The following is a 26419-nucleotide window of genomic DNA, read 5'->3' as shown; positions in this document are numbered from 1 at the left end:
ATGAATTTCAATGTCATTACTTAAGATTTGTTGTGTTTTCGTATCCCATAACTGTCCGATTGTATGAAAGGGTTTTTGCACCAAAACTAAAGAGCCGCTTCTGAATAGATACAGGAGCGGTTCTTTGGATGTAGTTACTGGATTCATGGGATGGCTTTTTCTATGAATCCTTCAACAATAAAAGGCTTTTATAATTCCATCATTATAATAATATCTTTCGGATTTCTTCTGTACTTAGACTTGTGAATTTCGCAATGTCCTCTAACGGCATACCATTCTTATGCATACCACGAATTAATTGGATTTTTCCTTTTTCCAAACCTTCTTCTAAACCTTCTTCACGAGCATGCGCTAATTTAGCTTGTTCATCTAGAAGTAACTTCTCGCGAGCTTCATAAGCTGTTCGGAAAGAAGAATCATGACTCATATTTTCCCATTTATCCATCGCTTTTTGTAAGATTGGGTCTTGATTCATAGCAATCTCCTCCAGTGTTTGAGTTAAATGTTCATCTTCATGTGCCGGTAATAATAACATCCAACGAACAAATGCACTTTCCCATGGGTTCACTTTTTCTTCGCGCCACTGTTTAACTAACTTTGGGATTTCTACAAAATGGATTTCCATATCATCACTCAACACTTGATGTGTCCTTATATTCCAGAGTTTCCCTGTTGTATGAAATGCTTCTTCATTAGAAAACAACTTGAAATCTAATAGGTTGATGGTTATTGTTTTTCGAAGCGAACGATACGGCATGCCTTCTTGCATTTGAGAAGTATATAATTTAGACCAATAATAGAGGGAACGTTTAATCATATCATGCGTATTGCGAAGCTGTATCTCTACATTTATTTGTGTCCCATTATCAAGGGTTGCGAGTAAATCTAAAATGGACAATTTATCGTCTTCATATGCTTTGTGGAGATGTGGGTCTTCCAATTGTAAAGATACAATCGGCACATCTAAAGATTCTTCTAATATGGCATTAAGAAAGCCCGTGAGAATATCTTCGCTTCCTTTTGTACCAAATAATTGCTTAAACGCAAAATCAATTCGTAAATTTACTAACTTATTGGACATGGATTTCCTCTCCCTGTCGTTTCTTTTCTTAGTATTATTGTACAAGATAAATCGATTTGTATGCAAATCCCTCTTCTGTGTGTACAGTATTTCAGGGTGGTTATTTTTTCGTATGCATTGGTAAAGTATATCTTAACTGATACCTGTCCTTTCTAACCCTTCGCGTATACATGAATTTGTGAAAGTTCCTCTTTACTCACCATTTCCGTGAAACAATCCCCAATTTTAAACAGCTCATAAGAGAATTATGTGACGGGTAGTTCAAAAGATATTTGGTACATTACAAAATAGCTTTTTAGAAAAAGCTATTTACCATAATTTCCACCATGGTTTCTTCTTTGTTGCTGCTGTCTCTAATAATATTTTCTTTTCTTCTTGTATTTCTCTTATCACACTCATTAACTGCTGATCGCGTTTTTCTAACTTTTCATTAATATATCGCTGTTGTGCATCTAATTTATGTGTCAGTTTCTCTAGCAAATGGTTTTGCTGCTGAATCATTTCTTTCAGTTCATTATATCGTTCGTTATGTTGTTCGGCTTCTGTTATAACGTTTGTGTCATCCTCTGATACATCTTTCTCTTTTATCCATATCATTACTGCGTTACAAGCCTGTTTTAATGTCATATCAGGATGTGATTTAATCTCAATTAACCGTCTCAGCGTGATAACATCTTGATCTAGAAATCCCCTGTGGCCATGCTCATTCTTATGGAATGGGTATCCGGCTTCCTCTAGCATGATGCAGTACTTCCATAAAGTTGACTCTTGAACCTTGAGCATCATCGCTACGTCCTTGCTAATATACACTAGCTGAGAGCTTCCTGCTTCAATAGCCATATCACCATCACCTCGCGTTATAGCATTCGTGATGTTAGAAAGAGATTCCTTGTCCTCGCCAAAACCCCTATAAATAAACAATTTATTTATAATCTAGTTATCTTAAGTAGTATCATGGGTACAACCTAGCCTCCATACAATTTATACGAATGGTCCATGTGATATATGAAATTTATTAAAAAAAGAGATCCGTTTATTTTAAACAGATCTCTTTTTCTATGTTTGTTTCCAGTTAGGGTATAACCAATTTGGTATTAGCACACATGATGAAGCATGTTAGGAACTTCAAGATAAATTATAATAGATTTTTCATACGGTTTTTCATGCAATATTGCATAAGGAAATAAAGAAATAGGTTCACTGGTTCTGTTGCAAAGTTCTCTAAACCCCGTTACATTTTAGAAAAAATGAGTAGGAGCACGACAAGATGAGATATTTTAAAGGAAAACAGTTTAAGAAAGATATCATTTTAGTAGCCGTTGGCTACTATTGTCGTTTTTCTCTAAGCTATCGTGATGTGTCTGAAATTCTGAAGGAACGTGGTATTTCAGTTCATCCCACAACGATTATGCGCTGGGTACATGAATATGGCAATCTGATGTATCAGATTTTGAAAAAGAAATACAAAACGGTACAGTTATCTTGGCGTTTGGATGAAACCTATATTAAAGTCAAAGGAAAATGGTATTATTTATATCGTGCCATTGACAAAGAGGGGCAAACGCTTGATATTCAACTGCGTAAAAAGAGAGATACACAAGCGGCATATTCTTTTATGAAAAGATTGGTTCGAACTTATGGAGAACCAACGGTTCTGACTACAGATAAGGCACCTTCTTTAATTTGCGCATTTAAAAAATTAAAGAGGATAGACTTTTACAAAAATACCTTTCGTCGTACAACAAAATATCTCAATAATCTCATTGAGCAAGATCATCGACACGTGAAGCGCCGTTTCGCTCATTCCTTAGGATTTCAAGGTCTTCGTCATGCCACACGTACGATAAAAGGAATCGAAACGCTTCATGCCATATACAAACAAAGACGAAGTCTTCAATCAGACTCCGTCTTTTCGGCGTATAACGAATTACAGAATTTATTAGTGAGTGACTCTTTTTGATTTTGAACAGAATGAATTTCGTATTAACTTATACTTTGTACAAACACACGCTTTAATTTTTTACGAAAACGAATACCTAACGTAATGGCTACAATGATAATCACTCCGAAGATAATTTTCCCAATGTGCTGTCCAAGCATCCCAAATATATCATGTAAGTTTCCTCCTAACCAATAGCCACCGATTAAGAAGAAAGATACCCAGAATAGAGCACCGGAGTAGATCGTTATGGCAAAGCGGCGGAACGGTAAATTAATAATCCCTGCAAAATATCCCGTAAAATGACGTACGCCTGGGATGAAGAATCCAATAAAGATAAGGAAATATCCATATTTATCAAACCACATTCTCGTTAAATCAATTTTTCTTTGTGTTAAAAATACATATTTTCCATATTTCTGTACAAAAGGCATACCAAGTTTATTTCCTACAAAGTACTGAATTGTCATCCCAATACTCGTTCCCATAAATGATGAGATAATTAAAATTGATAATTGTAATTCTCCTATATGTGCCAAATAACCCGCATACACTAACGTCGGCTCCCCGGAAACGGAAATGCAATATATTCTAACAGTGTTCCAACAAGTACTACATAGTAGCCGTATTGCTGAAATAATTCATGAACCCATTCCATGTTGTTTTCTCCTTTTTTCTACAGCTTTAATCACGTACAATAACCGGTGGTTACACTAGTGTTCGTAGGAATCTCGGCATTTCAATGCTGAGTAGTTTAAATTCCGAATCATAATATTTTTTCTCCTTTGTAATTGCATTAATTAATTGATTAGTTGATACACCTCTTTGATACATACGTAAACCCAAGTGATACGCAGCTTTAACAGCTGGAAGGCCATATCTTTTTAATAATTCAGCTGCCCTTTAATTGTGATAAAAAAGCAATGTTTACTGATAAAACCTTCACCTTATATAAGGTTATATACAATGAGAAGGAAATTTAATAATGAATTATCAGGTGAGAAAATTCTAAATATATGAACATGTTAAACGTGCAGACAACTGTAATACCATTTGTGCTAATATGCTAGGGTAATGGGAATTCAAAAAACGTATTATCTTTTTTGGATTATCAGTACCGCAGTAACTGAATCGTAGTGTAAGGCAGTAGCAAAAGATCCTATCTGGAGAACTAGTTATGTCATTGTGTAGAAAACTTTGTATGTTAGCATGTGGTATATTTATTGTAGTTTTTGCTTTATTTTCTAGAAAGGTATTTGCTTTTCTAGATAAACCACTTCCCTAACTTTCCTATTTATGATTTGTTTTATAAGCAGAATAAGTCTTTACTGAGAGCGATAATTAAGAAAATAGAGGTTCAACCTAATCATAAAGATATAAAGCGAATAACCTATTGGTTTGATTACGATAATGCTCAAGATGACTATTTTCTAGTTAGTAAAGAGCGGAGAACCGTATCACAAATAAGGGATACGGTTTTTTACTATTAGTTAAAAATCATAACAGTATAAAAATACATTAAGTTTTGCTTCCATTGAATCTAAATTAATTTCTTTTTCATTTATACGTTCAAAGTTTTGACTGTCATAAAATCCATAGTTACATCTAGTATCTGTATATAAATATAAAGACTTCACATCCATACTTTTCATATAATTAAACAAATGATTCATTAGAGCCTTCCCAACTCCTAGACTTCTGGATTCCCCCGATACAATGAATAATTGTATACAACCTTGAAATTCATCTTCTTTTCCTTGTATAAGTTCTTTATATGTGTCTTGAACCTTTACGAATTCTTTTATGAATTTTTTATTCTCCTTATTAGCCATGAGCACTTTAAGCATGGTATAGGCAAAGCTTAAATTATTATGAGCTTTCTTTAAACGATTTTTGTCTTTTTTGCATCGCCCAAAATAACACCAATAATTTTATTGTTTCTTTCTGCTACTTTGCTAAACGAACTTCCTAAAATACAACTTTGTAGGTAGATGTTTAATATTGAATCTGAAAATTTTTTATCCTTAATAATTTCATTGAAGCCAAATGCTTCGCCAATCAATTTTTTAATAGACTCATAATCTTCTTTAACTAGATTTCTATATATTACCTTATTCATATTTACAAACTCCCTTTTATATAAGTAAATTTTAATTTCGTATTTTATTGTAAATAACTTATTATTATAGTAAGGTCTCCCTAAAGGGAGAGTCAACGATAATGTAAGAAAAAATATAAAGGAAGTGATTAGGGTGAAAGACTTATTTTCTATTGGGGAAGTTGCTAAAATAAAGGACATTACCATAAAAGCGTTAAGATATTATCATAAAATGGGGATTCTTACCCCAAAATATATTGATGAAAAAACAGGTTATAGATATTATTCTATAGATCAATTTATTCATATAGATATCATAAAAAGCTGTAGAGAGTTAAAAACAAGGGTTCTGTTGCAAAGTTCTCTAAACCACGTTACATTTTAGAAAAAATGAGTAGGAGCACGACAAGATGAGATATTTTAAAGGAAAACAGTTTAAGAAAGATATCATTTTAGTAGCCGTTGGCTACTATTTTCGTTTTTCTCTAAGCTATCGTGATGTGTCTGAAATTCTGAAGGAACGCGGTATTTCAGTTCATCCCACAACGATTATGCGCTGGGTACATGAATATGGCAATCTGATGTATCAGATTTGGAAAAAGAAAAACAAAACGGCACAGTTATCTTGGCGTTTGGATGAAACCTATATTAAAGTCAAAGGAAAATGGTGTTATTTATATCGTGCCATTGACAAAGAGGGGTACGGCAACATCGCCATCAAGTTAACGAGAAATAAATACAGGTATATTTATAAAATTGCTTGTTACTCCCTGAAAAAATAAAAAATCGAAAAAAACTGCATGATAAATAACCCTTACGGGCTAGATTTTTTAAAATATATCATTTCTTACTTGGATAGATGTTGTTCGTATGCAATACCTAAAATATCAAACACCGTTTTCTTTCGATATCGATGCGATTTCCGTCCATTTTTATCAAGTAAATGGAACAAGCGAAGAAAACTTTTTGTTAACTGGATCGATTGAAGTTGTATATGGCGATATAATGTTCGAAAGTAATCGTGAATCATATACATGGCTTTCCATTCACTTAACTCTTTTTGTTTCTTGACCAGTAATAATTGCCTCATTTGAAACATCACAGTAGAGGATAATAAGAGCGCAATTAACTTTCCATAGATATGACACTCTAACCGTTCCTTTTTTACATTTGTATTGTGATGAATATGAAAAATAGATTTCCATGTTTTAAAAATGATTTCGATTTGCCAACGAAGGGAGTAGAATTCATGAATGGCTTCTTTTGAGACATATTCCGATGGAATATTGGTAACGTACACATTGATTCCTTGCAGTTTTTTGGTTCGATCGCTAAAAGTCATATTCTTCTTTTTCTCTTTGTATGCACGATCTTTTCTACGTTGTGCTTCTTGCTCAGGGGTTAGTCTGTAAATCACGGCTCGTGCTGGAAGTCCATAACTCCGACCGATATAAACAACAGGAATTTCATAACATTCACCCGGCTGTAACTGATTCATGATGGCTTCTAAGTCAATCATTGTGTATTGATATTTTTTCTTAATGGATCCGTTTTTAAAGGTAAGAACATGCTCATTTTTTTGAAATATTTTGGTGTTCATTTTTAATCGAGATAAATAGTACGCCCCTTTTTGTTGGATTGCATCTAAATCAATTAAACTAAAATACCCTAAATCTCGTATGCATAAATCTTGTAAATCAACAGTATGTTGAATCTCTTTCCCATAATTCACATCATTTTGTTTACCTGGCCCCACTTCAACATGTAAAAATTGCCCACTCAGCAAATCGTATTCTAACTGTATTTTTACGCCAGAAGCCTTTCCACTTCCTCCTGAACCAGGATAAGCCGTCGCAAGTTGATCCGAGACTTGAAACGTGGTGGCATCTAAAATCCGAATACGACGAAAATATGCTGAAAAAGAGGAATAGAGAGATGTCATGGATAACAATTGTTTTTGTAATAACTGTGAGAATAAAGAGCGTAAAAATTCCACTGCTTGTGCATTCAACCTTAGATTTAGTCCTTCTGGACTCATCAGGACGCCGGTTTCTGATTCCAAATTTCCACATAGTCTAGCCAGAGAATAACTCGCAATGTCTTGTCCCATCCCAATACATAAGGCAGATAAATCTTGTGCCCTGAATTTACTGTTACGTTGAACAAACTGAGTTTGTTTGGCAAGCTCTGTTAATGCTTGTGGTGAAAAGACGCGTTGTAATTCCTCTGAAAGCAGTCGAAACACTTGAGAACTAGATAGTTTTTTCATAAATATCCCTCCGCTTTTTCTTAAATTTTATACAATAGAAAGAAAAAGGAAAGAGGGAAGCAGACATGTATCCACTAGGTTCTAAAGAACGTCCTATCATCGTAAAGGTTTCGTCTAAAGCAAGAGCAGAGAAAGTGGCTGCGATTTGTGAGGCATACAATTTTTACTACATAGTTGGACTAGAATTCAACGAAGATGTGACGGATTTAAAAAAGCAATCAAAGATTGCTCAAGGCCAGCAAATATTTATGAGAGTTGTTCATGTAACAGTGGGAAGAGGTACAAGTTTTGTTGTATGAACAAAGAAATTGAGCTGGATATATAAAACAAGATACCCTCATTTTTTTCGATTTGGGGGTATCTCGTTTTTCTTAACTTGATGGCGATGGGTACGGCAACGATTCCTTCTTTTTAGAGCCACTTATAAAACTAAAACAAGAAGCTGTATCTAAAAGGTCATTTTTAACGATCTTTTAGATACAGCTTTTTATGTAGGGATAGTACTAGCCTAGCTGATACCACCCGCAAACTGAATGGATATTAGGGATCCCGCCACATGCCCATCAAGCTAAAATTTGATAGTACCCCCAGAATGAAAATTCTATTCATTATTAACTACTGATAACGAGAATTATGTGAAATATGCCCTTTTTATAAAAACTATTAAGGTAGGATTTTTATTTTTGGGTATATTATACCATTTATTTAATGGTATAATATGGTTTATATTCTATGGACTGGAGTTGAATGAGTGAGTATTATAAATACAAAAGGTAAAATTAAAAAACAAAAAGAAAAGTATTAATAACTATACTTACTATGTTAGTAATTATAATTGGATTTGGATATTGGAATTTTTTTAGTTTGCAAGGTGTTCCAAAAGGTGAATTAATTCGAACAGTGAAATCTCCAGATGGAAAATATCTCATTAAGACTTATTTTCATAATGCAGGATCATTAAGTGCGGATGCTGTTAGGGGTGAATTAGTTAACCTTGATACAGATTCAGAGAAAAATATATATTGGAACTATCCAGATACGGATCCATATATTGAATGGGTAAATAAAAATATTGTTAGAATTGGAGATCAAACTTTAGATATTTCACAGAAAGAAACCTATGATTGGCGTGATGATGATAAGCACGTTAAAGAAATGCCTAAACAATTTATTAGATAAAACAAGAAAAATTAAATTTATTCAATCTTATTTGTTTAACTATAGATAGGATTATATGAGTGAAAAGTCCCTTTAGATCTTCTAAATGGACTTTTTAGGTTTCTAGATACGACTACTGATAATTGGTGTTATATTAAGGAGTCTCGCCACATCGTCATCAAGCTTAGAAATCGATGGTTCCCCAAAACGAAAAAACGAGCTAACTTCTCATAGATAACTGTGGAGAGATAATAATTTTGTTTTGTGAGTACTTCAAAATATTAACAAAATGGACATGGTGTTATTTATTGTTTAAGTTGATGACTCTAAGATACTAGTTTAGTTGACCTGATAGCGATGTATCCGTACTCCTAAAAAATTTATAATAAAAAGGTAAAATCGTGGAATACGATTTTACCTTTGGCATCAGGGAAATTAAATAGGGTGATAATTATTACAAGTGGATTAGGTTTCTTGTGAATTTTAAATTAAAGGTCTTATCCAAAGTTGAGAAAAATCCACATATCCAAAATATTTCATCTTAATATTCGTTAAATCTGATGAAAAAGGAATTTGACGTGTATCATAGTATAAGGGAATCATAATAGAGGATTCTATCAGTTCTTTTTCAAGATTCTTATTTAATGAAGCCCACTCCTCAAAATGTGTATGTTTGTATTTAGAAAGGTGTTTTTTAGTGATTTACTTGTTTTTAAAACCTTAGCCAATGGTGAATATCTAGCTGTTAAAAAATAATAAAATGATATCTCTTGATTCATCTCGAATACTTCACCATGAATAAAGAGATCGACTTGTTCATTAAGTTTTTCATCCCTAAGATAGTTTTCAAATGGAACCCATTTAACTTGAAAAGGTATATTTTCTTTTTCTAAGATATTCATTAACCATTTTGTTGTCGCTTCTGTATACTGAGTAGCTTTTATAATAAGTGGTTCTTTAAATTCGGGACGTTTTCTTTTGGAATATTGACTTGATGATCTATGTCTTTCAAACAGCTTTTAATATTTGGGATTTTTGAGAATCATATTCATGAATATGATTCATATTGTTAGCGATAATAGAATGTAAGTAATTACGAACATCTATGTGTTGAATTGACGAATTACGCCAAGCATTCATAATTATAACACCGAAACCTGAATTCCTTTCTACTTGAAAGGTAGAATTACTTTTATGGTGTTTGGAAGATTGATAAATAGTATCAAATTCTAGAGGGACCTGAATGAATTCTACTGTATCTAGCAAAGGTCTTTCTTGAAAATAATCATGAAATGCTATCAATGATGTTTTCTCCAGGTTATTCTCTCCTATATAAAAACCACCGGTTCCTATGATTTGGCCGTTATTTTCTTTATAAATGCTTGTATTTATCATGCATAACATTTGTAAACAATAACTACAACTATCTGGATAATGTATATCAATAATTAATGGTGATACAATCTCTATTTTTTCTATGGGTGCCCATAAGTCTTTATAATATTTATGACTACGTAGTTTTGAGAGACATAGTTTCACGTCAGCCGCTGTTAAGATGGATCCATCATGAAATTTTATAGACTTTTTTAAATATAGTCTAAGCTTAGATTGAGTTAAATCCCAACTGTGAGCTATTTCAGGGAATATGTTCCCCTTTTCATCCATATAAACAAGTCGATTGAAAACGTTCGCGACAATATGTGCACTATGTACATCGGCAGCCTCGAGCGGTTGTGTTGTTAAAAAGGGCTTTCTTCTAGGAATAATTAATTTATCATCCGAATTATGTATATAGCCAAATTTTGAATGAAACTTAGTCATCAAGCGTAGTTTACTGTTTGGAGACCAATTATATAGTAAATATTTACTGCTTTTTTCAACAGGCTGTTGATCCATAATTTCCATTACTTGTGACTCATAGATTTGTTCTATATTTTTCAACCATTGAAGAGAGGAGGAATTTCCTCTGCCTTTTCCAGAAGTGAAAGTCAGCCAACCTTCATCCATCCATTTATGTAAGTAACGTACTGTTTGCTTTGTACTTAAATTTAAAAAATCTGCTAGGTCTTGTATTTTTATATTTCCTGAAGAAAATGATAGCCATAGATTCAGTAAATTTTTATCCATTTTCCTATCTCCTTTTATAAGTAGACATGTTTTTCTGAATATGTCCATTTTTAGTTTGATAAGTCTAGTTTAATATAACATTAGACAAAAGGAGGAGATACGATGAATTGGAAAGACTTTGAGCAAAATATAAAAGTACGCTTAATTACATCGTTTTTTAATCGTGCTGTTACATCAGCAGTAATGCCTTTCATGGCATTGTTTTTTGCTCAAGAAATAAATAAAGTATGGGCCGGGTTATTTTTAATCTTAACGGTTATTTTAAGTTTTTTTCAAATTTAATTGGAGGTTACATTTCAGATCGCTTTCAACGAAAGAAAATCTTATTGTTAACTTCTTTTCTAGTACTTTGATGTTTTTATTCATGACTTTAAGCTTATATCCTACAGATAAGATGATTTGGTTATTTGCAATTGCTTATGTAGGTTTTATAATATCTAGCAGTCTTGGGCGCCCATCCATACAAGCTATCATCATAGACTCAACTACACCAGAAAATCGAAAGGCTGTTTATACAATTGACTATTGGCTTATGAATCTTTCTATGGCAATTGGTGCAGCATTAGGTGGTTTTTTATACATTAATCACCAAAAAGAGTTGTTTATATTACTGACTTTTGTTTCTGCTACATTACCGATTGCTTATAAAATTTGGCTAGTTGCAGAAGTTAAAGAGTGCTTAGAAAAAGGCATGGAAATATAGTACTTGATCTAATTCAAAACTATAAAGTTGCTATTCAAGATAGAGCATTTTTAAGAGTTGTAATAGGGTCTACCTGCATATTTGCGGCAGAGTTTTCTTTAAACAGTTATATTGGTGTACGACTTTCAGAAACATTCAATCCAATAAGCATTGGGAACTTTGAAATAGTAGGAGTGAGGATGCTAAGTATTCTTAACATACAAAATATGCTTTTAGTAGTATGTTTAACGTTTATTGTAAATAAATTTACAGATCGTCTAAGTGGAAAAAAGCGTTACTTTTAGGTCTTGTGCTCTATGGTGTAGGCTATGTGACAGTAACATCTGCAAACACTTGGTACGTACTGATTATTTTTAATTTTATTGCCACTGTTGGTGAACTTGTCTACTCCCCAATCAGAAATGCAGAACAAGCTAATATGATTCCGGCTGATAAAAGAGGATCGTATTCAGCTTTTGCAGGTCTAGCATATATTGGCGCGGATCTAACTGCAAGAATGACTATTATCATTGGTGCATTTTTGGTTCCTACGATGATGTCCGTTTACATTGGTATCATTGCAATAATGGGGACATTCCTCTTATACACTGGACTGTTTGTTAGAACCAATATTCAATCTCAGGAAAGGTCGAATAAAATGTCATCATAATATAATACTTTAAATGAAAAAATACGCTATTCTTTCTATAGAATCGTAGGAAAGGATGGCGTTTTTTATGTCTGTTTCTGTGTCTGACGAATTACAACTATTTGCTCAAGAGATTCAAAGTTTTTTATCTCCAAATACCTTACGGGATCTTGCTAGAAATGTTGGTTTTGTACAACGAACCAGTAAGTACCAAGCAAAAGATTTAGTAGCTTTATGTGTATGGGTGAGCCAAAATGTAGCTATGACTTCTTTAACTCAGTTATCTAGCTGTTTAGAAGCATCAACAGAAGTACTCATCAGTCCTGAGGGACTGAATCAACGGTTTAATAAGGCGGCCGTCCTACTTTTACAACACCTACTAGCCGAACTACTAAGCAAAAAATTGGCCGCATCTATGCCGATTTCTTCTCCATACACTTCTGTTTTCAAGCGTATTCGTATTTTAGATTCAACTGCATTTCAACTCCCGGATGTATTTTCATCGGTTTATCCAGGTGCAGGAGGATGCAGCCATACAGCTGGGATAAAAATTCAACTTGAGTATGATTTGTTAAGTGGACAGTTCCTACATATTCATACAGGTCCAGGTAAACAACATGATCGCACTTACGGCTCTCTGTGTGCCCCAACTGTGACAGCGAATGATTTATGTATCCGAGATTTAGGTTATTCTCATTTAAAAGACCTTCAATATATACAAGATAAAGAGGCCTACTATATCTCTCGTATCAAGTCGAATACACGTATTTATCAAAAAATCCTAACCCTGATTATTTTCAAGATGGAAGAATTAAGAAAGGTACAGAGTATATACAGATAGATATGGAGACGTTAATGAACTCCCTTCAACCAGGACAAACATGTGAAATAGCTGATGCTTATGTAGGAATGATTGATAAAGTGCCAGCTCGTGTAATTGTTCATCGTTTAACAAAACAACAGCAACAAAAACGATTACAAGATCAAGCTGTAAGAGAAAAAAAGAAAGGAATGAAGTATTCTCCTCGTAGTAAACGACTCAGTGGTATCAATGTATATATGACAAACACCCCTACAGATATTGTCCCGATGGGACAGGTACATGACTGGTATTCTTTGCGTTGGCAAATCGAAATTTTATTTAAAACGTGGAAGTCATTCTTTCAAATTCATCATTGTAAAAAGATAAAACCAGAACGATTGGAGTGCCATTTATATGGTCAATTGATTGCCATTCTACTCTGTTCTTCTATCATGTTTCAAATGCGCCAATTGCTCCTCATGAAGAAAAAACGAGAGCTTAGTGAGTATAAAGCCATATATATGATTAAAGACTATTTTCTTCTTCTATTCCAAACTATACAAAAAAACAGCCAAGAGCTATCAAAGGTGTTACTTCGCCTGTTCAATCTCCTACAGCAAAACGGGCGGAAATCTCATCGATATGAGAAAAAACGGTCTTTGATATATTAGGTGTCGTTTACAATTGTACCATGTCTGAAAATCAAGCGGCTTAAATCAAAAAATGAAACCTGTTAGGGTTTATTTCGTATGCAAATCTTTAAACTCCCTACATGTAGCCTTTAGAAAAAGAAATAATCTCGCCTAAAATTGACTTTGCATAAGCTTAGCTTGATAGTGATGGGATCCCGCCAACAAAATGACATAAAACTCACGTTAAGGAATTTCGCTTCTTATGTTTCATAGTATATTTACAGCATCATTTTTCAAAAAAATAGAAAGACCTCATTCAAGGATACTTATCATGAATGAGGTCTTTCTATTTTAAAAGTTGTTTAATTTCCCCCTTAAAAATGCTGTACATTCATTGGCTTTAAACAATTAGATCAAATTAACTCTGTTGCATTAAAATCGCATTTATACCTTTTTAACAAATTCAGATTTTAATTTCATGGCTCCAAAACCATCAATTTTGCAATCAATATCATGATCTCCATCAACTAAACGGATACTTTTTACTTTTGTACCTATTTTTACGACTGATGAAGTTCCTTTTACTTTGAGGTCTTTAATTACTGTTACAGAATCACCATCGTTTAAAACATTTCCATTTGCATCTTTGATTACCTTTGTATCTTCACTATTTTCAGTTTCTGATTCTAAAGTCCACTCATGAGCACATTCTGGACAAACAAAAAGATTCCCATCCTCGTAAGTGTATTCTGAATTACATTTTGGGCAATTTGGTAAATTAGACATATTTTTATTTCCTCCACTCGTTATCATTCATTCTAATATATAAGCATTATTTTCAATTTCCTTTTTACAACTTCGTAAGAAAAACAATTACTAAGTTGTAATTGTTTTTCTTATTTGTTTCTCAAACATCTATTTTATTGCATATCTTTCAATTTTTTAATAATCATGTTTGGTGTCGCCCATTCATCACGATCGAAATCAGAAATAGAGACTTCAATGTCTAAACGTTCTTGAAATTCTACTAATAAGGATACTGTACCAAAAGAATCTAGAATCCCTTCTTCAAATAATTGCACATCTGGGTTATCTTTTACGATATCATTTTCACATACTTCTTCTAAAATATTTAATACTTGATCTTTAAATTCAGACATTGTTCATTCTCCTTTATATTCATGATTTATAATGAATTTCTTCTTAGAAATCAAACAAACTTTGTATGTTGAGTCAATTTTTTAAACATCTAATGCGTTTGCTTTATTATTTATTGTATTCCCTTCCTGGGATTGCTGAGAAAGCCCGGTACATTCATGAAAAGCGAAATGCTTACACCCTATACATTTTTTTGTACTCAAATGTTCTAAAGCACAGTTAATTGCTTCCCCGGTATGGTCAAAAAGTTTTCTTCCCCAATCTCAGCGTACAATCCATTCTTATCTAGAGTTGCTTTTAGCTCTGATTGAATTCCTGAAATGAGAAGTACGCCACCTTGTTTTTTAAAATGCTGAACAATATTCCTAAAGTAAGACTCTCCTGTTGTATCGATAAAAGGAACTTTTCCCATACGTAAAATTAAAACTCTGGGTTTATAATGAATGGTCGCTAAAATATTTTGTTCAAATGTTTGGGCAGCTCCAAAGAATAATGGACCTTCTATTGTGTAAATACTAATTTGTGGGCAATCATGAGCTTTATTTACCACATGTGGTAGCAATTTTTCATTCTTTTTTGTATGATCAGGAAGCACTTTAGATATGACAAGCATATTACTCATACGTTTTGTAAATAAAATAATAGCTAAAATAAGACCGATTTCCACAGCTGTTGTCAAACTAGTAAATACAGTGAGCAAAAATGTTACCAGTAATACAAGAGAGTCTCCTGTCTTCATTTTAAGTATGTGAACAAAATGTTTTTGCTCACTCATGTTCCAAGCTACTACCATTAAAATAGGAGCCATGCTAGCAAGCGGAATATGTGAAGCATATGGAGCTAACAATAGAAGCGTGAATAACACAAATCCCCCATGAATAACACCCGACATCGGAGATACAGCTCCACTCTTAATATTGGTTGCTGTGCGGGCAATTGCTCCAGTTGCCGGAATTCCTCCAAATAACGGTGCAACAATATTGGCAATTCCTTGGCCAATAAGCTCTTTGTTACTGTTGTGTTTACTATTTGTCATACCATCTGCCACGACAGCGGATAAAAGAGATTCAATACCACCCAACATTGCAATAACAAATGCAGGGCCAATTAACTGTTTTATACGCTCTAATGTGATTTCTGGTATACCAAACTGAGGAAGTGTATTTGGAATCGTACCATATGCTGTACCAATAGTAGGCACATGACCTGAGAAAAATACAGTTGCAATTAAAGTTGAAATAACAACACCTACTAATGAACCTGGTACTTTTGGAAAAATTTTTGGTGTTATGAGTATAACAAAAAAGCAAATCAAAGCAATTATGACACTGTAAGAATTAGTAGTACCGATATGAGTAAAGATTTCCTTCAGATTCGCTATAAATTCCTCATGCTTTTTTATACCTGTTAAACCTAAAAAACTAGCAATTTGTCCCGTAAAGATACTGACGGCAATACCTGACGTAAAGCCAATTGTTACAGGACGTGGAATAAATTTAATTAAAGATCCTAGTTTAAAAATTCCCATAAGGCATAAGATAATTCCAGCTAATAAACCAGCAAGTAGTAAATTTTCATATCCATAGGTAATTACAATCCCTAAAAGAATCGGAACAAAAGCACCTGTAGGCCCTCCAATTTGGTACTTTGAACCACCAAATAGCGAAATAAGTATCCCGGCAATACATGTTGTATAAATCCCATACTCTGGCTTAACACCAGAGGCTATAGCAAAAGACATAGCAAGCGGAATCGCAACAACTCCAACAATCATTCCTGAAAGAAGATCCTTTTGAAAATGTCCCAATGAATATCCTTCAAATCTTCCCGTAAATAACCCTTTCATTACAAAACCTTCTTTTCTATTTTTAATATATCTTACTTCTTCTGAAAGAATATTTTCTTTTGATAAATTTGAGTTACAAATGCATTTCTCATACTCTTATACAGACGCTTTTTATCTCTTTATAAGAGAGCATCAATCTAATATTAGTTATACGTTTTGCTTAAATGACGTTCTAATTTACCTATATCTCCTCCTTCTTGTATGTAGGAATTTAACCTTTCTACTAGAAGTAATCCACCTCGACTATCTAGCTTTTTCATATCTATAAACGATTTAATTCTTACGTTATCTGGGGTACTATCTCTACGAAACATTTGTCCTGGAATTTCACTCCAGAAACTATTCCATTCGTCCAGTACCCCTATTTGATCAAATAAAAAACTTTGAATTCCGCATAACCAAGCTGTACAAGCTGTATTTCTCTTTTGACATCCAACTCCATCCTGTAAATGCTGGCATGAAAAACAACAAGAATTTCCACTTTTAATACAAACATTACAAACGTGATGAGCTCCTATTGAGCGAAATACTTCCATTCCATGTTGAATGATATCTTTTTCTTAACTTCAATGCTCAACTTAACCCTCCTTAACTATCGTTTCACGTTCTGTTTCATCTAGTTCTTCTAACATTGAAATCGTGTCGATTAAATGGTTGTTAAAAATTTTCCGTGCAACTACCAGTAAATCCACAATCATAGGGTCTCGTAGAGAATATAAAACTCGTTTTCCATCTTTAGTACCAACAACAATGTTTTTTGAACGTAGTACACTTAATTGTTGAGAAACAGCTGAACCTTCCTTGTTAAGGATGGTTTGAATTTCATTTACACTTCTTTCACCCTCTGACAATAGTTCTAGAATACCTATTCGCAGAGGATGTGATAAGGCTTTAAAAAATCAGCTTTAAATTGTTGCATTTCATTTCCCATTAAAACACCTCTAGTACTTATTTTTAATTAAAAACCCAAAATCATCATATACATCTTCAAATGTTTGAATATGTATATGATACTTCTATAACTTACTATTTTCAATACAAATTTTGAAACGTTGAAAAAGAACCAGAAACGACCGTTTTTGGTCATTGAGAGGTACATCCCCTATAATTTGTCACTTTAGGAGTTATTTTGTGTTGATTTTAAAAGATAAAATGCATAGTATGTATTTACTATGATATAAGAAGCTACGAATATAAATTTAATAATTTATCGGTTCTGTTGCAAAGTTTCTTAAGAGATAAAAAGATGAAGTTGAGTATATCTGAATCTTATGCAATTGTGAGTAATTGCTGTAATTCATTGTACGTTGAAAAACCGAAGTCTGAGCCAAGACTTCGGTTTCTTTTATATAAAGCATGAACAGTTTCGGGGTTCAGCCGAGATACGTGTAAAAATAGATCATAGGCTTACTTTTATTATCAGTCAAATAATTATGAATAAATCTTATCAATAAAAATCTGATTTCTGAATTCTTTAGAAATCGGATTTTTTAGTTCTTCTAGAATGAAAAGAACATAAAAAGTTAAATAATGGATTCTTTTACATTTTTAAAAGTTATAATTCTTATAAAAAGAATCATAACTTCTAAGTTTTGACTCCTAATTTAAGAACCAGTAAAATAAGGGTGTCACTTTAGGAGTTATTTTGCACCTATTTTAAGCGCTATTTTGCACTATAAGTAAATATAAAAAGCCCAATTTCTCATTAAAATTGAGAAATTAGGCTTTTTCGTTGCTCCATTAAAGCGCCCGTTTGCTGAAGATCGTTATGTATTGTGTGGGTCCGCAATTCAGGCTTTCTGGAGTAAATATTTGTTTAACCCCTATTTTTTAAGATTACAAGTTCATCTATTGCACATTTTATTTCATTTTTAAGGGTATAGAAATGAGGGGCAATTCTTATAACATCTTTTCTTGCAGAAACAATAATATTTTTATCTCTTAACATCGCTTCCACTTTTGATGCATTTTCAACATGAAAAGACATCAAACTCGTCCTATTATCAATAGATTGTGGTCCAATGAGATGCAATCCTTTTTCTTGTCCATAATGTATGGTGAATTGGGTTAGCTCTTTTAAATAGGTTTCAATATTACTTATCCCAACCTCAAGTAACAATTTTAGTGCCTCATAAGCCGCATATATACTTATAAAAGAAGGTGTACCTGTTTCAAATCGACGAGCCCCCATTGCAAAAACAGGATTATAAATGTCAAAAGAAGATGCTTGCTCTTGTCCACGCCATCCAGTAACTCTTGGTTTCAATTGCTCTGCTAGTTCTTTTTTATATACAAAAACGCTACGCCGGGAATACCTAACATGTATTTACGAGTTCCCGTTGCTAATATATCAATCTCCATCTCTTTCACATCAATCGGAATATGTCCTGCTGATTGGTAAGCATCGACGAATAAAAGCGAGCCTTTTCTATGCGCAATCTCAGCAATCTCTCTAACGTTTTGTTTATATCCGTTGTAATAATTCACATGGGGAATACATGTAATAAGCGTATCAGTTGTTATTTCTTTTTCATATTGTTCCAGAGATATTTCCCCATTGGAAGAACGAATTACGGAAACATTATCCTTAAATTGTTCTTGTGCAAACCATATATGACCGACAGTTGGAAAATCTATATCCGTAAACATGATTTTATTTTTCTCTTGCTGATAAGGAAGGGAAGCTGCAATAGCAGAAATAGCATCAGAAACAGAACATAATACAGCAACCTCACCTGTTTCGGCTCCAATAAGTTCAGCAAATTTCACCCTAGTCTCATCCACTTTACTTATTGCTTCATTCCAATTACTCCCTGACAGAAGTAGGCTATTATGATATTCCTCAATAGCTTTTGAAACAGACTTTGCTAATGCACCTTGGGAACAACTAGCTAGGTGTGTGTGGGTAGCTAATATAGGAAATAATGAGCGATAAAAATCATGGTTCAATTCTTTCCCCCTTTTCTTCACACAAAATAATTCTGTGTGTAAATTTTAAAATCCTTCCTCAACTAAATGGCCCGATTGCGGAACAAAATTAAAAAAGCGCTTTTTATCAAAAAGCAGCCTGTCAATATTTCTTAAACCCAATATTTGTTCCAATGTGACTTTGAAATAAAGTTGAACTGTTTATAAATTAAATAGACTAAACTAATAAGAGGATATTATGTTCAATATATGAGCATTTATCCTCTTTTCTTATGCATATTAGATTTGTTATTTAGATATCAAAAATATAGTTTAATATGTATACAATATAAGGGAACAAATATTTGTCTTGTGTAGGAGATGTAGCTCACAGCGGGAGGCGTAGTGAGGTCTTTAGACCGAGCATTAATAGATTTTAGGGGGAGTGCTATGAGGGTACAAGAAGTTCTCATAGAGAATAACAACAAGAGATACATATTACTGGATCGAGAGGGATTCCCTGTAATGCCAGTTATGAAATATATAAAGTATTTAGATAAGACAGGAAAAAGCCCTAATACTCAAAAAACATATTGTTATTCCTTAAAACATTTTTTCACCTACTTAGAAGAAACTAACAAAGATTACAAATATATCAGGTTAGAAGATTTAATAGAGTTTGTGGGGAGGTTAAGAAGTCCTTATGAAAGTTCAAAAGTCACTCCATTTCATCAAGAGAAAGCAAAGCGAACGGAAAAAACAATTAATCTTACAATTACAGTTATAGCAAACTTCTATGACTACCTCTACCGAAATGAAGAAGTACAAAACGATATGATGGGAAAGTTAATGAAACAAGTATTTACAGGAGGATTCTCACGTTACAAAAGTTTCTTACATCATGTAAATAAGGACAAGCCATCAATCAAAAACATACTGAAATTAAAAGAACCACGCAAAAGAGTAGATACACTCACAAAAGAACAGGTAATACAAGTATTACAAGCAACTACTAATATACGAGATAGGTTCTTAATTCAATTGTTATTTGAAACGGGATTACGTATTGGAGAAGCTCTCGCTCTCTTCATGGAGGATTTTATTTTTGATTATCAAAAGGGGCATCGGATTCGTTTAGTAGATAGAGGGGAATTAGAAAACGGTGCTATGTTAAAAACAGGTGAACGAGAAATTTATGTGTCACAATCCTTAATGGATTTATATGATGATTACTTGTATGAAGTGATTGACAAATTAGATTTAGATACAAACTTTGCTTTTGTAAAACTAAGGGGAAAAGATGTAGGAAAGCCAATGGAATATTGGAACGTAGAATCCCTTTTAAGCGTTTGAAGAAGAAAACAGGGATAAACCTACACCCCCATCTATTTCGCCATACACACGCCACCATATTCTATCAGAAAACCAAAGATATTAAGCAGGTACAAGAACGATTAGGACACGCACAAATTCAAACAACAATGAACTTATACCTTCATCCTTCAGAAGAAGAAATCCGTGAGGATTGGAAAAAAGCACAGTCCGAATTTGATTTATCGAAAAAGGAATGAAAAGGAGTTACTTGATGAAAGAAACGAAAAAATTCATGTGATAGAACAAGGATTTCACGAAGACTTAAAAACTGTATTATCCACCTTTCCCGAAAAAACAATACATGAAGATGGTTCAGTTACAGTTGTACAAGTAAACAATCCCTATTTTTTAATGAATGACAAGTGGAATATCCATTTTATCAGTAAAATCAAACAGTTTGAGGAATTAGTATCAAATTATAACTATGCCAATAAAAATATTTATTTCCGATTCACCAACCCTACAATCAACTTAGAAGTGAAATATGTTTATTATCAACAACTCTTTAACGATTTATGGACAATCAGTAGTGTTTTTATCGCTTATCAAACCCCATTAAAGCAAATGACCGAGTTCTTAAACATAAAATATCCTAAACTATCATCTTTATTAGATTTGGATATTGATAAAGTAGAACGAGAGTATTTGTTTTGGTTGAATGAAAATGGAGTTACTACTCAGCAGCTTAGACAAAGGATAATTCAAAAAGATTGGGTTGGAAAAACAATAGTAGCACGTTTTTTAAGACAAATTTATAATTTGTTATTTCAATACACGGATAACCGAGAAGAGTTTGAAAAAGACAAATGGGATGTTCGTATTCTTCATGATAAGTATGGTGTGGAATACAACAAAAGTAAAAGTCAATATTACCTTAATTTTTCAAAGTTTGATAAAGGTATTCGTGAGCAAATAAAAAATATATAAAACAACGATTGCTTAGTAGAAACAGATTTTCATGGAGTACAGCACAAAATTATCTAAATGTTCTCCCAATATTTTTCACATTTATATTTTCTTTAGAGCCAACGTGGAAGGATTTGAAGGCTTTAAATCGTACACATATCGTAAAATATCTTGAATATTTATATGAATACGCTAAAACAAGTTTGAAACGGCGTAATTCACATCCCGAAAGTTATGTAAGTCAAACACTTATAACAATACAAAAGTTCCTTGAAGAAATTCAACGGTACGAATATGAGATGGCTCCTGAAACACCTGTACAACGATTGATTTTTCCCGATGATAAACCGAAAATACATAAAAAATCCATTGACCAAATTGACTATATTCCCAACTATGTATTAGAGCAATTATTTACTTACATCAATGATTTGCATAAAGAAGTTATTCCTATTGTTTGGGTAGCGTTTAAAACAGGTCTAAGAATATCAGATGTATTAGGGTTAACTACGGATTGTTTAGTCAAACTCAATGGTCAATATTCCATTGAAACCGATATTGAAAAAACATACGTTAAAGGGCATCGGATTCCCATTGACGATGAGTTAGCAGATATACTTGCCGTTCTGATTGATATATCCAAAGGATTGAGCAATCAAGACAACAACCCTAAAGGGTATATTTTCGTTCGCTATCGTGGTCAACGTAAAGGAAAACCATTTAATCAAGGTTTTTTCAAGATCAACTAAATATATTAGCAAAACAAAAGAACATCACCGATGAAAATGGGAACTTATTTCATTTTAAGCCTCACCAATTCCGACATACCTACGGAGTAAAGATGTTAAACGGTGGTGCGGATATTTTAACAGTACAAGAGTTACTGGCTCATGCATCGCCCGAAATGACACTAAGATATGCGAAGTTATTAGATAATACGAAAAGACAAGCGTTTGAATCGGTAATAAAACAAGGGATATTCAGCTTTGACTTAAACGGTGAAGTGCAAGAAATTAAAGCAGGAGAAGATATTCCAACAGACATATTAGATGCCTTATGGCAAGACCATAAACTCAATGCAATGGACAACCCTTATGGAACGTGTCACGCTCGTTTGAACGGAAATTGCCCTCATATGGAAGCCCCTCCTTGTCTAACTTGTGGTGATAATCAAACCCCATGTAAAGACTTAGCAGTAGGCTTTTCAGAGTTAGATAAACAAAAGTATGAACTTCACATTAAAACAACCACAAAGGCAATTGAAATAGCAAAACAACGAGGACGTGAAGATATTGCGGAGAAGAACCAAACGAATTTAAAGCGTTATCAAAATATTTTAAATACCCTTCAAGAAGGAAATGTTATCTTTGGTAGACAAGATCGGATGAAACGAAAGTTAGGTGTTAAAAATGGTCGAATATGATCGTTCTGCACATTTGAAAGCGATTCATGCCAACCGTAAGGCTAACACCTATCAGAAGGTAGATAAGGCCATTAAAAGGCTTATAAAGGCTAATGAAAAAATAAACTTTAACAGTGTATCCAGTGAAGCTAATGTATCAAAAGCAACACTCTATAACAACAAGGACTTCCGTTCCAGGATCGAAACATTACGAGAACAGCAATCACAAGTACCTACACCCAAACAAGTAAAACGAGAAATGAACGAAAGCAATAAGGATGCCCTTCTCGCCTCTCTAAAAAGGAAGAACAAAAAATTGGAGGAAGAAAACAAGCAACTTAGAGAACAGCTGAAAGTAGCTTATGCAGATGTTTACAAAAAGTTATGAAGGAGAACGTTGTTCCCCCTCCTCTTCCTCACTACCGAAGCATAGTCGAAGAGTCCTGATTGATTTTTGTTCCACAAAAGGGCCAGATTGTTGAACAATACCTTATAAAAAATAAGCTTTCTATGTAATAGCTTAAAAGAGATTGTAAAGGTTTGTACTCAAACTAAGGAGACAGGTTAAATGAATTTCATAATATACCATAAAATGATAAAATAAGAATATACATTCTATTTTGATTATATTGTCAATTTTAGGGGAGGGCAAATGAAAGACATGAAACATAAGATTGCTTTACTAGCAGATGTCCATGGGAATGCAAGTGCTTTAAAAGCAGTTATCGAAGATTCGATCAAAGAAGGTGTCACTGAATATTGGTTTTTAGGGGATTTAATCATGCCTGGGCCTGGGGCAAATGATTTATTTGAAATATTAGATAGTATTGAAGTTGCTACTTATGTTAAAGGAAACTGGGAAGACTGCTTCCTTGACGTACTGAATAAAGAGATTGACTTTGATAATGCTTCTGATATCTATGTTTCTAGGTTAGTTCAATATCAGTGTGAAAATTTGGATGAAAACTATATTAATCTTATTAAGAATTTACCATTACACCTAACAAGACAAGTTAATAATCTATCTATCAGTATTAGCCATAATTTACAAAATAAAAATTATGGAGGGGATTTATGGCCCACTAATAATCAGAAAAATTTTGATCAGTTATTTGAGCATGATTATGATATTGCGATTTATGCTCATACCCATCACCAATTGTTACGCTATAGTAGCAATGATCAATTGATTATTAACCCAGGAACTATAGGACAGCCCTTTTACAAATGGGACAAGTTACAGTCTGACCTACGTGCTCAGTATGCAATTCTTGAAATTGATGAGACGGGGATTGCTGAGGTGAGATTTAAAAAAATTTCCTATGATGTAGAAAAGGAATTAAAAAACGCTATTAGTAATAAACTTCCTTATATTGACTTATATCGAGAAATGCTTGAGACAGGAAAAACTCATACCCATGATATTGAGTTATTACAAAAGCTCAATGATAAATTTAACTATAAAGATGAGATAATTAATTTTTTTGAAAAAAATTATTGGGAATTTAAAGGGATAAAGTGAACCTTTTTCAATTAACGACAGATTAATTGAATAAGACATGTACTTATGATCTTCCACAATCGGGCGTGATTACTGAGCAAGAAGTAAAAGGGTGATACATATTATATATGACTAATATGTATCACCCTTTATTTTTATGGTTTTTTACAATTTAGGTCTTGATAATTTCAAAAAGTCGCACCGTTTTGAAAAAGTTTAACCGTTTATAAAAAAGACGAACTAGGATTTCGGTTTTTCTTGTGGAACAATTGATTGTCTTTGAAGGAGAGAGCTACCGCCTGAAGCATACCCTGATGCGCCAAAAGTGACTGTAGCAACTGGAAATTCACCAAGGATTTTTGATGATCCGACCAGGGAATTCCACTTGACAAAACACAAGCCACCCCATAAGCCATGAAATAGCTGCCTGGGACGACCCTGTTTGAGTTTAACTAGAGTTTTTACTTGAAGGGGATGATACCTGCTATATTTCGTATCCGTGTTCTTTTAAATACAACTCACCTGCTACGCATAGCTCCTCAAGCTCTCGAATGCCCATATATCTATTGTTCCAGGGCGTTACCTTTTCTTCCGTTAGTGAATAGGAGTAGACCAAAGCAGTCCGTTCATATGTCTCATCATCCGGATTTTCATACCGCTCGCATAGGTCCATAACAGAATTGTACACCCCCAATGCACTCGCATTGTACTTTTCGGATGTATATAGTCTTAAATATTTGAATTGGTTCAGTGATGTAGCTCTTTCGATGGATTCAAGCAGAATTTTTCTTCCAAAGCCTTTGCTCCGCCATTTAGGCAAAACACCGTACCAACTGAGCCATACGGAATCTCTGTCAGCTTCTACAGTATAAATGCCCGAAATCCCTATGGCAGTTTCATTCTCGTACACAATCCAATAAGCATAGCCCGGATCATTGTTATCAATAGAATTTTTGATGTGCAGAATATCAGGCGAATCCGAAAAGATTTCCTTTTGAATGGTATAGGCCAGTTTTAAATTCTGTTGAGTAACTTCTATAAAATGCATGATTGTAGCACCTCGATTAATTTCATTATAGTTGTTGAAAATATTTGCTCTCTTCTTACTTGGAAATTCCTCGCCAAAAGACTGTCCAAGTCGACTCTAGCTTCTCGTTAATTCGCTCTGGACTTGAATCATAGAGTAACTCCAGCATCAAGGCATCAACAATCCCAGTAAATGCACTAGCCGGAATAGAGGGTTGTTCCTTATAGATCTCTTCTTCCTTCATCCACTCAGCGAACTTCGCTTCAAGCATCTCCATGACTTGGTCTTCAATGGCAAAGACTTCATTTACTATCACATGATAAAGATGTTCGGGCGGAAAGAAGGAGATACGCAGCCAGAATTTCATGCGCTCGTCTAACTGAAATAGTTCTTTAACCATCACTAGATATGCATGTAATGATTTCTCCGGCGAATCATTTTTATGATTATTAAAGAACGTAAGCTTTGTGTTCAACTCAACCTCACCGGCATCACGTATAACCTGAAGAAATAAATCATCTTTGCCTTTGAAATGGGAGTATAAGGATTGCTTCTTCAATCCAACTTCTTCGGCTATTTTCGAAAGAGAAGCCCCTTCATATCCGTGAATGGTAAAGTATTTCAGTGCTGCCCGTTTAATCTCATCACTTTTCATTGAATACCACTCCTTATTTACTTACGAACGTTCGTAAGTAATCGTAGCAAATCAAAGAACAGAAATCAATATAATTAACAGAAAAATAACATGTATAAAGCCCTATAGCCCTCACCTGTATCCAGTCGAAGGATTGGTCCGTCGCCTCCTTCCGCCGCACCTTCATATATTATTAATCTGAATAAAATTATTTGACCACTATAACA

General features: G+C 33.7%; 11 protein-coding genes and 16 pseudogenes. 12 read left to right on the top strand and 15 right to left on the bottom strand.

The genetic code is table 11. The annotated features are described in order from the left end of the window. Positions 1–202: 202 nt before the first annotated feature. Positions 203–1081 carry an Rpn family recombination-promoting nuclease/putative transposase gene (locus QRE67_RS28025; protein WP_286125664.1) on the bottom strand — a complete coding sequence of 293 codons (879 nt, stop codon included), beginning with the start codon at positions 1079–1081 and terminating at the stop codon, positions 203–205. Between the two features lie 309 nt (positions 1082–1390). Further along, positions 1391–1921: a DUF3967 domain-containing protein gene (locus tag QRE67_RS28020; RefSeq protein ID WP_286125663.1), complete on the bottom strand. Its 531-nt coding sequence runs from the start codon at positions 1919–1921 to the stop codon at positions 1391–1393. A 427-nt stretch (positions 1922–2348) separates the two neighbouring features. Here QRE67_RS28020 and QRE67_RS28015 point away from each other — a divergent pair, with 427 nt between their 5' ends. Further along, a complete protein-coding gene (locus QRE67_RS28015; RefSeq protein ID WP_286125662.1) occupies positions 2349–3041 on the top strand; it encodes an IS6 family transposase in 693 nt (230 codons plus the stop codon). Between the two features lie 23 nt (positions 3042–3064). Here QRE67_RS28015 and QRE67_RS28010 read toward each other — a convergent pair. Together QRE67_RS28010 and QRE67_RS28005 are read right to left on the bottom strand one after the other, a co-directional pair. Beyond that, positions 3065–3678, bottom strand: a pseudogene (locus tag QRE67_RS28010) (DedA family protein). A gap of 832 nt (positions 3679–4510) precedes the next feature. After that, positions 4511–5139 (bottom strand): annotated as a pseudogene (locus tag QRE67_RS28005) (GNAT family N-acetyltransferase). Between the two features lie 133 nt (positions 5140–5272). Between QRE67_RS28005 and QRE67_RS28000 the strand changes: the two are divergent. After that, positions 5273–5470: pseudogene (locus tag QRE67_RS28000) on the top strand (MerR family DNA-binding transcriptional regulator); the annotation flags it as partial. A gap of 58 nt (positions 5471–5528) precedes the next feature. Continuing rightward, a pseudogene (locus QRE67_RS27995) lies at positions 5529–5819 on the top strand (IS6 family transposase); the annotation flags it as partial. Between the two features lie 146 nt (positions 5820–5965). On the opposite strand, the gene QRE67_RS27990 reads toward QRE67_RS27995, so the two are convergent. Continuing rightward, a complete protein-coding gene (locus tag QRE67_RS27990; RefSeq protein WP_286121022.1) occupies positions 5966–7387 on the bottom strand; it encodes an IS4 family transposase in 1422 nt (473 codons plus the stop codon). 65 nt (positions 7388–7452) lie between these two features. On the opposite strand from QRE67_RS27990, the gene QRE67_RS27985 reads away from it, so the two are divergent. Beyond that, positions 7453–7686 (top strand): hypothetical protein, encoded by a 234-nt coding sequence (locus tag QRE67_RS27985; protein ID WP_286120814.1) that lies wholly within the window; start codon positions 7453–7455, stop codon positions 7684–7686. Positions 7687–8138: 452 nt separating this feature from the next. After that, a pseudogene (locus tag QRE67_RS27980) lies at positions 8139–8566 on the top strand (DUF5412 domain-containing protein). 462 nt (positions 8567–9028) lie between these two features. On the opposite strand, the pseudogene QRE67_RS27975 reads toward QRE67_RS27980, so the two are convergent. Beyond that, positions 9029–10672 (bottom strand): annotated as a pseudogene (locus QRE67_RS27975) (ABC transporter substrate-binding protein). Positions 10673–10774: 102 nt separating this feature from the next. Here QRE67_RS27975 and QRE67_RS27970 point away from each other — a divergent pair. Together QRE67_RS27970 and QRE67_RS27965 are read left to right on the top strand one after the other, a co-directional pair. Further along, positions 10775–12024, top strand: a pseudogene (locus QRE67_RS27970) (MDR family MFS transporter). A gap of 67 nt (positions 12025–12091) precedes the next feature. Beyond that, a pseudogene (locus tag QRE67_RS27965) lies at positions 12092–13520 on the top strand (IS4 family transposase). Between the two features lie 361 nt (positions 13521–13881). Here QRE67_RS27965 and QRE67_RS27960 read toward each other — a convergent pair. From QRE67_RS27960 to QRE67_RS27930, 7 genes and pseudogenes are all read right to left on the bottom strand, one after another. Continuing rightward, on the bottom strand, positions 13882–14223 hold the full coding sequence (locus tag QRE67_RS27960; RefSeq protein WP_286125661.1) for a zinc ribbon domain-containing protein YjdM: 342 nt from the start codon (positions 14221–14223) through the stop codon (positions 13882–13884). 134 nt (positions 14224–14357) lie between these two features. Further along, positions 14358–14597, bottom strand: a complete 240-nt coding sequence (gene dltC, locus QRE67_RS27955) for a D-alanine--poly(phosphoribitol) ligase subunit DltC (RefSeq protein ID WP_107887640.1) — start codon at positions 14595–14597, stop codon at positions 14358–14360. Between the two features lie 81 nt (positions 14598–14678). Beyond that, a pseudogene (locus QRE67_RS27950) lies at positions 14679–16441 on the bottom strand (SulP family inorganic anion transporter). 143 nt (positions 16442–16584) lie between these two features. Continuing rightward, positions 16585–17018 (bottom strand): annotated as a pseudogene (locus QRE67_RS27945) (DNA mismatch repair protein). A gap of 1 nt (position 17019) precedes the next feature. Beyond that, a pseudogene (locus QRE67_RS27940) lies at positions 17020–17372 on the bottom strand (ArsR/SmtB family transcription factor). A 338-nt stretch (positions 17373–17710) separates the two neighbouring features. Then, positions 17711–17809 (bottom strand): annotated as a pseudogene (locus tag QRE67_RS27935) (IS6 family transposase); the annotation flags it as partial. A 448-nt stretch (positions 17810–18257) separates the two neighbouring features. After that, a pseudogene (locus tag QRE67_RS27930) lies at positions 18258–19390 on the bottom strand (aminotransferase class V-fold PLP-dependent enzyme). Between the two features lie 408 nt (positions 19391–19798). Between QRE67_RS27930 and QRE67_RS28775 the strand changes: the two are divergent. The 5 genes and pseudogenes from QRE67_RS28775 to QRE67_RS27910 all read left to right on the top strand — a co-directional run. Continuing rightward, positions 19799–20104, top strand: a pseudogene (locus QRE67_RS28775) (site-specific integrase); the annotation flags it as partial. Positions 20105–20182: 78 nt separating this feature from the next. Continuing rightward, positions 20183–20919: pseudogene (locus tag QRE67_RS27925) on the top strand (tyrosine-type recombinase/integrase). A gap of 31 nt (positions 20920–20950) precedes the next feature. Further along, positions 20951–23051 (top strand): annotated as a pseudogene (locus QRE67_RS27920) (tyrosine-type recombinase/integrase). Then, complete coding sequence (locus tag QRE67_RS27915) at positions 23038–23418, top strand: DUF6262 family protein (RefSeq protein ID WP_286125660.1); 381 nt, start codon at positions 23038–23040, stop codon at positions 23416–23418. Before QRE67_RS27920 ends, QRE67_RS27915 begins: the two are co-directional and overlap by 14 nt. A 273-nt stretch (positions 23419–23691) precedes the next feature. Beyond that, entirely contained in the window at positions 23692–24552 is an 861-nt protein-coding gene (locus tag QRE67_RS27910; RefSeq protein ID WP_286125668.1) for a metallophosphoesterase family protein, read from the top strand. A 463-nt stretch (positions 24553–25015) separates the two neighbouring features. Here the strand turns inward: QRE67_RS27910 and QRE67_RS27905 are convergent, their stop codons facing one another. Further along, positions 25016–25579: a GNAT family N-acetyltransferase gene (locus QRE67_RS27905; RefSeq protein WP_286125659.1), complete on the bottom strand. Its 564-nt coding sequence runs from the start codon at positions 25577–25579 to the stop codon at positions 25016–25018. A 55-nt stretch (positions 25580–25634) separates the two neighbouring features. Continuing rightward, positions 25635–26213, bottom strand: a complete 579-nt coding sequence (locus QRE67_RS27900; RefSeq protein WP_286125658.1) for a TetR/AcrR family transcriptional regulator — start codon at positions 26211–26213, stop codon at positions 25635–25637. Positions 26214–26419 lie beyond the last annotated feature (206 nt).

This window comes from Bacillus sp. DX3.1, from assembly GCF_030292155.1.
GTDB lineage: Bacteria > Bacillota > Bacilli > Bacillales > Bacillaceae_G > Bacillus_A.
Note: the sequence above shows the minus strand (reverse complement) of the source record. Positions and strands in the feature narration are given on the sequence as shown.